Origin of the sequence: Streptomyces sp. NPDC059853, from assembly GCF_042731495.1 — a bacterium.
Lineage (GTDB): Bacteria > Actinomycetota > Actinomycetes > Streptomycetales > Streptomycetaceae > Streptomyces.
Map to the genome: position 1 here is coordinate 1 of NZ_JBHWJL010000229.1, position 8,668 is coordinate 8,668.

Sequence of the window (8,668 nt, forward strand, 5' to 3'; positions counted from 1 at the left end):
AGGACAGCGAGTGGCGCGGACGCCAGGTCTCCGGCGACCCTCGCTAGTTCGCCGAGGCGTGGTTCTCATTCCGTCCCGGCCCCGGGATGAACCTCGACTCCCTGCCGGTCGCCGAATCCACCGCGCTGCGGCCCCGCGAGGACCAGGCCGAGGGCACCTCGGGCGCCCGCGGCCGGCGCCGCACCATGAAGGGCTTCCGCGACGTCCTCACCGAGACCGGCAAGGCCTACCCCAACCTCGGTTCATCCCGGGGCCGGGCCGGAAGGAGTACCACGCCTCGGCGAACTTGCGCGGGTCGCCGGAGACCTGGCGTCCGCGCCACTCGCTGACCTTGCCGACCACCACGGTCTCGCCGGTGAGCGTGTGCTGCCACTCCAGGGCCACGTGCCCGCAGTCGTCCGCGAGCAGGAACTTGCGCAGCACGCCGGAGCTGGCCCCGCCCAGGGTGTTGCGGTGGCCGGGCAGCATCACCGAGAAGATCAGCTTGAGCAGCACGGACTTGCCGCCGCCGTTCTCCAGGAAGAGCACCCCGGCCGGGGCCGGGCGGCGCGGCGGGCCGGTGGGCTCCTCCTCGAAGAAGTCGGCCTGGGCCGGGGCCGGCTGCGGCACCACGTCGCCGACTCCGCGCAGATCGAGGACGGTGTCGGCGTAGCGCGCGCCGGCCGGTCCGATCGAGTAGAGGCGGACCCGGGACAACTCGTACATGTGGCTGGGCTCTCGTGGCGGGGGCGGGGCGGACGGTGGGGGTGGGCGCGGTCAGCTGTGGAACGGCAGTCCCGCGCCGTCCACCAGGTCGAGGTCGTCGGTGGTGTCGGGCGGCAGCAGCGAGGCGGTGCCGTCGCTGACCGGCACGATGCCCAGGTCCAGCAGTTCGGCGAGCGCGGCACCCGCGGCCATGTCGCGGACCTGGAGCTGGTAGCGGGCGGTGGTGCGGTAGGCGCCGCCGGCGTCGTCGCCGGTGCGCTGGAGGAAGCCGGAGTCGGTGAGGAAGGCCACCGCCTTGCCGACGATGCCGGTGGTCGAACCGGCCAGCCGCCGGGCGTCCTTGGTGGCGCCGGTGGCGCTGCGCCGGGCGTACACCCGCCAGGCGGCTTCGAGGTCAGGGGTGCCGGAGGCGGGGTCGGTGTTCTCGCCCTGCTCGGCCGCGCGCTCCTCCAGGCGGCGGCAGGCCTGGCGGACGAAGGAGTCGACGCCGTTGATGGTGATCCGGCCGATGTAGCCGTCGTCGGCGAGGTCCTGCGGGCGCGGGAAGGCGAGGGCGGCGACGGCGAGGTGGGCGAGGCCGTGCAGGAAGCGGTCGGCGGAGTCGGCGGTGGTGCGGCGGGCGTACTCGCTCATGCGGACCGCGAACACCGAGTCCTCGGCGGCGGTCAGCGCCATCCCGGCGCGGGTGGACACCTCGAGGACGATCAGCCCGAGCCCGGTGGCGACCGCGTCGGCGAGCCGGGCGAAGGCCGGGTCCTCCTGGTAGCGGCGCAGCAGTCCGGCGTACTCGGTGTCGCGGGCCGGGAGCAGTCTGGGCTGGAGGCCGAAGGAGACCAGCCGGGCGGCGTCGGCCGCGTCGGCCGGGGTCACCGGGGCGGTGCCGGTGGCGGGTGCGGACGGGGTGCCGTCCCGCTCGTCCCCGGGGTCGGTGACGGGGGCGTCGGCTGGGGTGGTCATGACGGGCTCTCCGAGCGATCGGCGGCCATCCCGGCCGCGTCCAGCAGTGCGGTGCCGACGATCAGGTCGGCGCCGCCGTACTCCGGGTCGTGCAGGGGGGTGCCGTCGTCGACGGCGAACAGCAGCCGCTTCTCGCCCTGCCGGTAGGCGGTGCCCACCGGGGGGCTGGCGGCGTGCACGGCCAGCAGGGTGAGCAGGTAGGGCAGTTCGGGGTCGCCGGGGGCCCTGCGGCGGGCCTGCTCCAGGAGGCCGGACAGCCGGCGCGGCGCGTCGGGCGGCAGGTCCAGGATGTCCAGGGCGGTGGCCAGCTGTTCCTCGCTGAACCGGGAGTCGTCGGGGGTGGCGACCAGGTCGGGCTCGGGCAGTTCGGCGCCGAGGTGTTCGCGGGGCACCGGCGGGGTGAGGAGCAGTTCGGTGAGGTCGGCCAGCCGGACGGCGCCGGGGGTGCGCGGCCCGGTGCCCCGGGCGAACCAGGCGTCGGTGACCCGGGCGGCGCGCTCCAGCGGCTCCGGCAGCAGCGGGGCGAGGAGTTGCCCGTACAGGTCCACCCCGGCGCGGGCGGCGGGTGGGGCGAACGCCTGCCGGTCCTGCTCGGCGCGGAAGAGCGGGCCGGCCTCCAGCAGCCGGGACTGGAGCTGGGTGTGCCGGCGGATGCAGTCCTTGACGATGTCGACGAGTTCGGCGGCGCGCAGCTTGTGTTCGGGCTCTATCGCCTCGTCGCGGGCGCGCCGGATGTTGGTGAGGATGGCGTTCTCGTGCCGGTAGCGGTCGGCGATGTGGTCCAGGGCCTCGGCGATCAGGTCGGGGACGGTGCGCAGCCAGTCGACGGCCCGGACGTTGCGCCGGGTGGCCTCCAGGGCGCGGCGCAGGGTCTCGGCGTACTGGACGGTGCGGTAGCGGGCGGCTTCGGCGGCGAGTTGGGCGTCGGCGAGCCGGCCGCGGCTGATGAGCACCTCCAGCTTGACCTCGGCGGCGATCTGGGCGCTGGTGACGTCGGTGTCCAGGGCGCCGACCAGGACGTTGACGGCCTCGTCGGTGGTGCGCAGATACACCCCGCCGCCGGGTCCCGGCACTTCCTCGATGAGCTTGAAGTCGTAGTCGCGGCGGACGTAGGCGCCGTCGGGCCCGAAGGTGCCGTAGACGGCGCGGAATCCGCGGTCGACGCTGCCGACGTTGATGAGGTTGTCGAGGACCCAGCGGGCGACCCGTTCGTGCTCGGCGGCGGCGCGGTCGGGTGCCTGGGCGGCGACGCGGGGCAGCAGGCGTGCGACGACCTGCTCGTGGTCGGCCCCGGTGTCGAAGTCCATGCTGAGGGTGACCAGGTCGATGGCGGCGAGCGCCACTTCGGCCATGGTGTATATGCCGTACTCGCCGGCGAGGTTGGCCTTGCGGGCGTCGAGGTCGTGCAGCGGCGCGGTGCAGGCCAGCGCGCGCAGCCGCCGGGCGAGCCCTTCGTCGGCGGCGGGGCCCAGGGTCGGCGGCGCGTGGGGCGTTCCTGCGGGTGCGGTCACGGATCCCACAGTAGGCGGTGGCACGGACACAGATCGATTCGGCACGGATGGTTCGGATGACCCAGATCGTTCGGATGGTGCGATTGGTTCGGTTAGTTCGGTTGGGACGGATGGAGGACGGATACGGGACACGGCCGGGCGGTCACGCGCCTCGCGGTCCGCCCCCGGCCCCGCGGTGCACCCGTGCCAGCAGCAGCGCCACATCGTCCTGCGGAGTGCCGTGCGTGCGGGTGCCCAGCACAGTGTCGCAGGTTTCCTCCAGTGGTCCCGGCGGCCCCTCCAGCAGCCGCAGCACGGCGCGCAGCCCCTCGTCGATCGAGTGCCCCCGCTCCTCCACCAGGCCGTCGGTGAACAGGGCCAGGGTCGCCCCCGGTTCCAGCGCCCACCGGGCGCTGCGGAACGGGACCCCGCCCACGCCCAGCGGTACCGCCTCGGGCAGCTGGAGCAGTTCGCCGCGCCCGTCCGGCCGGACCAGCACCGGCGGCAGATGCCCGGCACCGGCCATCTCGCACCAGCCGGCGCGCGGATCGCACACCGCGTACAGACAGGTGGCGATGGAGTCGCCCAGGAACTCGGCGATGTTGTCGAGATGGCCGAGCAGTTCGGCCGGCGGCACCCCCATGCGGGCCAGTGCCCTGATGGTGGAGCGCAGTTGTCCCATGATGGCGGCGGCGCGCACCCCCTTGCCCATCACATCGCCCACCACCAGGCCGAACCGGTGTCCCGACAGCCGCAGCACGTCGATCCAGTCGCCGCCCACCTCGGAGACGGCCGGCCGGTAGCGGTAGGCGATGTCGATGTCGGTGCGGTCCTCGGGCAGTTGGGGCAGCAGGCTGCGCTGGAGGGTGAGGGCGGTGTTCCGTTCCCTGGTGTAGAGCCGGGCGTTGTCCACGCTGATCGCGGCGCGCGAGGACAGTTCGGCGGCGAGGTCGCGGTCGTCCTCGTCGAAGGCCCGGCTGCCGCCGGTGCGCAGCAGGGTGAGGGTGCCCAGCACCTCGCCGCGGGCGATCAGCGGGGTGACGAGGACGGAGTGCACGCCGGCCGACTCCAGGACCCGGGCGCCGTCTTCGTCACGGGCCAGCCGGCGCAGCCCGCGGCCCCGCGCGTCGGACAGCAGGACGGGCCGGGCCTGCCGCACCACCTGGGTGATGACGCGGGACGGGCCGAAGGTCTCCGGGCCGCCGATCTCCCGGGTGCGGCCCTCCAGCGGTGTGCCCCGGGTGCCTTCGAGGGCCAGCAGCCGGAACACCGCCGAGCCGTCCTCCCGTACCGGCGGGGCCGCGCCGCCGCCCAGCACGGCGTCCAGGATGTCGACGGCGGCCAGGTCGGCGTAGCGCGGCACCGCCGACTCGGCCAGTTCGCGGGCGGTCTGCCGCAGATCGAGGGTGGTGCCGATCCGGGTGCCGGCCTCGGCGATGAGGGCGAGCCTGACCCTGGCCCTGGCCACCTCGGTGTTGGCCCGTACCCGCTCGGTGACGTCGATGGCGGACATGGCGACGCCGAGGACCCGGCCGTCCGGCTCGTCGAGCCGGTAGAAGGAGGCGGACCACACATGGTCGTGGTCGGGGTCGGCCGGGGTGCGTCCGGTGGTGCGGTGGTCGATGACGGGCCGGCCGCTCTCCAGCACCCGGCGCAGTACCGCGCCGACGCCGCTGGTGTCGCTCTCGCTGAGGACGGCCCCGAACGGCTTGCCGATCAGGGCGTCCGCCGGGACGCCGTGCAGCCGCGCGAGTGCGGGGTTGATGCGCCGCCAGCGCAGTTCGGTGTCGAACAGGCCCAGCGCGACCGGGGACTGGTTGATCAGCCCGGTGGACAGCGCGAGGTCGGAGGCGAGGTCGCGCAGCGCTCCGGCGTCGGCCGCCTGGCTGATGACGCGCGGCTCGCCGTCGGTGGTGGGGGCGGGTCTGCTGCGGATCTCCACCAGCCGGGTGTGGCCGTCGGCGTGCCGGACCGGCAGGGTGCCGGACCATTCCGGGCCGGTGCGGGCGCCGCGCTGCCAGTCCTCGGCGAGTCCCGGCGGGCCGTCCGGCAGCAGCAGGCCGGCGGCGTCGCGGCCCAGCGCGTCCTCGGCCCGGTGACCGAACAGCAGCTCGGCCTCGGGCCCCCACAGCACGATGGCGCCGCTCGCGTCCTGGACGAAGACGGCCTGCCGCATCAGATCGCCCAGGGCGACGCCCGTCGAGCGGTCCGGCATGGCGCCCGACATGCTGCCCCGTCCGTCCCCGGCTCCGCCGTTCACGCCGCTACCCCGGTTCCGGGTCCAGGAGCTGTTCGGTCCAGATGGTCTTGCCGCGGGCGGTGTAGCGGCTGCCCCAGCGGTGCGCGAGCTGGGCCACCAGGAACAGGCCCCGGCCGCCCTCGTCGGTGGGCCGGGCGCGGCGCAGGTGCGGCTGGGTCTCGCTGGGGTCGGAGACCTCGCAGATCAGGGTCTCGTCGCGGATGAGCCGCAGGTCGACCGGGCCGCCCGCGTAGCGGATGGCGTTGGTGACGAGTTCGCTGACGATCAGTTCGGTGGCGAAGGCGTTGGCCTCCAGGCCCCAGTCGGCCAGCTGTCCCAGGATGGCGTTGCGTGCCTCGCCGACCACGGCCGGATCGGCCTCGAAGCTCCAGTGCGCGGTGTTCTCCTCCGCCAGGCAGCGCACGCGGGCGACCAGCAGCGCCACCTCGCTGTCGGGGGCGCGGCGCGGCAGCAGCGCGTCGAGGACGGACTGGCCGAGTTCGGCGGGGGTGTGGCCGTCGGCCGCCGCGATCTCGGCGCGCAGCAGGTTCATGCGTTCCTCGGGGGTGTGCTCGGCCGGCTCCAGGATGTCGCCGTCACCGGCCCGGGCGGCGACGAGTTCGTCGCTGAACAGCAGCAGCCAGCTGTCGGGTTCCAGGCGCACCCGGACGGATTCGAAGGGCTCGCCGCCGACGCCGAGCGGGGGTCCGGTCTTCAGCGGCACCGTCTCGGGCGGCTGTCCGGGGCGGGCGATGACCGGGGGCACCCGGCCGGCCCCGGCCATGGTGCAGTCGCCGGTGACCGGGTCGTAGACGCAGTACAGGCAGGTGGCGCCGACCGCGCCGGTTCCGTCGCGCGGCTCGTGCTCGGCGTCGGCCAGCCGGATGGCCAGGTCGTCCAGCCGGGTCAGCAGTTCCTCGGGGGACAGGTCGATGTCGGCGAGGGTCTGCACGGCGGTGCGCAGCCGGCCCATGGTGGCGGTGGCGTTGAGGCCGTGTCCGGCGATGTCGCCGATGACGAACGCGACCCGCGCGGAGGACAGCGGGATGACGTCGTACCAGGTGCCGCCGGTCCCGGCGGCGGTGCGGGCGGCGACGTAGCTCCCGGCGGTGCGGGCGGCGGTCAGCTCGACGACGGGCTGGGGCAGGAGGCTGCGCTGGAGGGTTTCGACGGTGCGGTGTTCACGGGTGTAGCGGCGGGCGTTGTCGAGGCTGAGGGCGGCGCGGGAGGAGATCTCCTCGCCGATCCAGGCGTCCTGCCGGCTGAAGGGGAGCCGGCCCGGGGCCCGCCACAGGTGGAGGGCGCCGAGCACCTGGCCGCGCGCCGTGAGCGGCACGATCATCCGCGAGCCGTCGCCCTGCGGCAATTGGTGGGCGGCGGGTCCCGGGTCGCTGCCGGGCTGGGCGATCCGCCGGGTGCGTACGGCGTCGGGCCACGGTTCGCGCAGGGCGCGGCTGTCGGAGAGCCGGGGGTCGGCGAACTCCTCGACCAGGAAGCGGGCGCCGGGCGGGTAGACCTCGGCCGGCCAGTCCGGCCGGCCGCTCTCGCCGCCCAGGCGCCGCATCTCGGCGCCGGGTACGGTCCAGTCGGGTTCGTCGCCGCTGAGCATGCGGCTGGAGATGTCGACGCCGGCGAGGTCGGCGAAGCCGGGCACCAGCACCCGGGCGAGTTCCTGGGCGTTGCTGGTGATGTCGAGGGTGGCGCCGATGCGTTCGGCGACGGCGTGCAGCAGGGCCATCCGGCGGCGGGCGATGTACTGCTCGGTGATGTCGGTGAAGATGCTGACCGCGCCCTGGACCCGCTCGTCGCGGTCGCGCAGCTGGAACACCTGGATGCTGAGCACCCGTTCGCTGTCGGGCACGTCCCGCAGCCGCGCCGAGTGCTCCCAGTCGATGACGGGCTCGCCGCCGTCCACGACCTGCCGCATCCGCTCGCTGATGGCCTCGGCGTCGTCCGGCACCAGCATGTCGGCGATCCGGGCGGGCAGCGCGATGTCGCCGGAGTCCTGGGCGGGAGCGGCGTTCCCGGTGTCCCCGGTGGTCCGCAGCAGGACCTCGGGGCTGATGTTGAGGCGGGTGATGAGCAGATCGGCGCGGTGGATGGCGATGCCGACGCGGCGCTGTGCGAACAGGGCCCGCACCACGGCCTGGTCCTCCTCGTGCCGGTGGACCGTGTGCTCGGGGGCGAGGGTGGCCAGCCGCCGGGCCCGGCCGCCGCCGGGCAGGTCGACGGTGGTGAGCCGCAGCCGGAGCGGTGCGGCGTCGCCGGGGCGGGTGAGGAGGACGACGCCGGGCTCGCGGTGCTCCAGCAGCCGGTCGAGCCGCCGTCCGGTGATCCGCGCGGCGGGCTGCCCCAGCAGGTCCTCGGCGTCCGGGGTGCAGGTCAGCACCTCGTCGTCCTCGCCGAGGACCAGCACCACGGCGGCGTCCTGGGGCAGCGGGGCGGGGCTGGCGGTCACGTCTCCCATTGAACGGCGTCCGGCCCGGACGCGCGCGGTGGGCCGCGGATGCGGGATTCCCCCGAATGGGGTGCCATGGAGGGGCGGGGACGGTACGGGCACGGGAGGAGGCGCGGCGATGACGGCTTCCAAGCGCCTGCTGCGGGTGCTGCCGCCCATCCACCGGGAGCGGCTGATGGCACTGGCGCAGGAGGTGTCCTTCGAGCAGGGCGAGCGGATCTTCGAGGAGAAGGGTCACGCCGACCGGTTCTGGGTGCTGCGGTCGGGCACGGTGACCCTGGATCTGCGGCTGGCGGGGCCGCGCCCGACGCCGGTCTCCTCACTGGAGACGGGCGATCTGCTGGGCTGGTCGTGGCTGTTTCCGCCGTACGAGTGGGATTTCGGCGCGGAGGCGCTGTCGCCGGTGCGCGCGTACGCGTTCGACGGCGCGCAGGTGCAGGCGGTGTGCGACGACGATCCGGAGTTCGGGTACGCGCTGCTGCGGGTGATCGCCGAGATCCTGGCGTACCGGGTGCGGGCCGCCCGCACCCGGCTGCTCGATCTGTTCGCGCCGCACGCCGGGCGGTACGGACCCGGCGTGCCCTGAGGGGCCGGGTCAGGCCGGGGGCGGTCCGTACCCCCCGCCGCCGGGCGTGTCGATGATCAGTTCGTCACCGGCGCCGACCTCGGTGGTGTCGGCGCCGGCCAGGGGTTCGGTGCGGCCGTCGGCGCGCCGTACCGTGTTGGCGCCCGGCGCGCCGGGCGCGCCGCCGGCCATGCCGTACGGGGGGACGCGGCGGTGGCCGGTGAGCAGGGTGACGGTCATGGGCTCCAGGAACC

6 protein-coding genes and 2 pseudogenes are annotated in these 8,668 nt (G+C 74.7%); 2 read left to right on the top strand and 6 right to left on the bottom strand.

Translation table 11 applies throughout. The annotated features are described in order from the left end of the window. Window positions 1-239, top strand: a pseudogene (locus ACFV5N_RS20715) (hypothetical protein); the annotation flags it as partial. Between the two features lies 1 nt (window position 240). Here ACFV5N_RS20715 and ACFV5N_RS20720 read toward each other — a convergent pair. The 5 genes and pseudogenes from ACFV5N_RS20720 to ACFV5N_RS20740 all read right to left on the bottom strand — a co-directional run. Then, window positions 241-705 (bottom strand): annotated as a pseudogene (locus tag ACFV5N_RS20720) (hypothetical protein); the annotation flags it as partial. Between the two features lie 51 nt (window positions 706-756). Then, window positions 757-1,662 carry a hypothetical protein gene (locus ACFV5N_RS20725; protein WP_385601848.1) on the bottom strand — a complete coding sequence of 302 codons (906 nt, stop codon included), beginning with the start codon at window positions 1,660-1,662 and terminating at the stop codon, window positions 757-759. Further along, complete coding sequence (locus ACFV5N_RS20730) at window positions 1,659-3,173, bottom strand: hypothetical protein (RefSeq protein WP_385601851.1); 1,515 nt, start codon at window positions 3,171-3,173, stop codon at window positions 1,659-1,661. The genes ACFV5N_RS20725 and ACFV5N_RS20730 overlap by 4 nt, the downstream gene beginning before the upstream one ends. A 142-nt stretch (window positions 3,174-3,315) precedes the next feature. Next, a complete protein-coding gene (locus ACFV5N_RS20735; protein WP_385601854.1) occupies window positions 3,316-5,367 on the bottom strand; it encodes a SpoIIE family protein phosphatase in 2,052 nt (683 codons plus the stop codon). A gap of 49 nt (window positions 5,368-5,416) precedes the next feature. Continuing rightward, the gene (locus ACFV5N_RS20740; protein ID WP_385601856.1) at window positions 5,417-7,849 is read right to left on the bottom strand and encodes a SpoIIE family protein phosphatase; all 2,433 of its coding nucleotides are present in this window, start codon (window positions 7,847-7,849) and stop codon (window positions 5,417-5,419) included. 118 nt (window positions 7,850-7,967) lie between these two features. Between ACFV5N_RS20740 and ACFV5N_RS20745 the strand changes: the two genes are divergently transcribed. After that, the gene (locus ACFV5N_RS20745; RefSeq protein WP_385601859.1) at window positions 7,968-8,435 is read left to right on the top strand and encodes a Crp/Fnr family transcriptional regulator; all 468 of its coding nucleotides are present in this window, start codon (window positions 7,968-7,970) and stop codon (window positions 8,433-8,435) included. A gap of 9 nt (window positions 8,436-8,444) precedes the next feature. On the opposite strand, the gene ACFV5N_RS20750 is transcribed toward ACFV5N_RS20745, so the two are convergent. Beyond that, the coding region (locus ACFV5N_RS20750; protein ID WP_385601862.1) for a hydantoinase B/oxoprolinase family protein at window positions 8,445-8,668 on the bottom strand (224 nt) is incomplete at its 5' end.

Bases quoted from the DNA above. Each gene is read 5' to 3' on its own strand.
- ACFV5N_RS20745 (WP_385601859.1), top strand. From the start codon at position 7,968: ATGACGGCTTCCAAGCGCCTGCTGCGGGTGCTGCCGCCCATCCACCGG.
- ACFV5N_RS20725 (WP_385601848.1), bottom strand. From the start codon at position 1,662: ATGACCACCCCAGCCGACGCCCCCGTCACCGACCCCGGGGACGAGCGG.
- ACFV5N_RS20735 (WP_385601854.1), bottom strand. From the start codon at position 5,367: ATGCCGGACCGCTCGACGGGCGTCGCCCTGGGCGATCTGATGCGGCAG.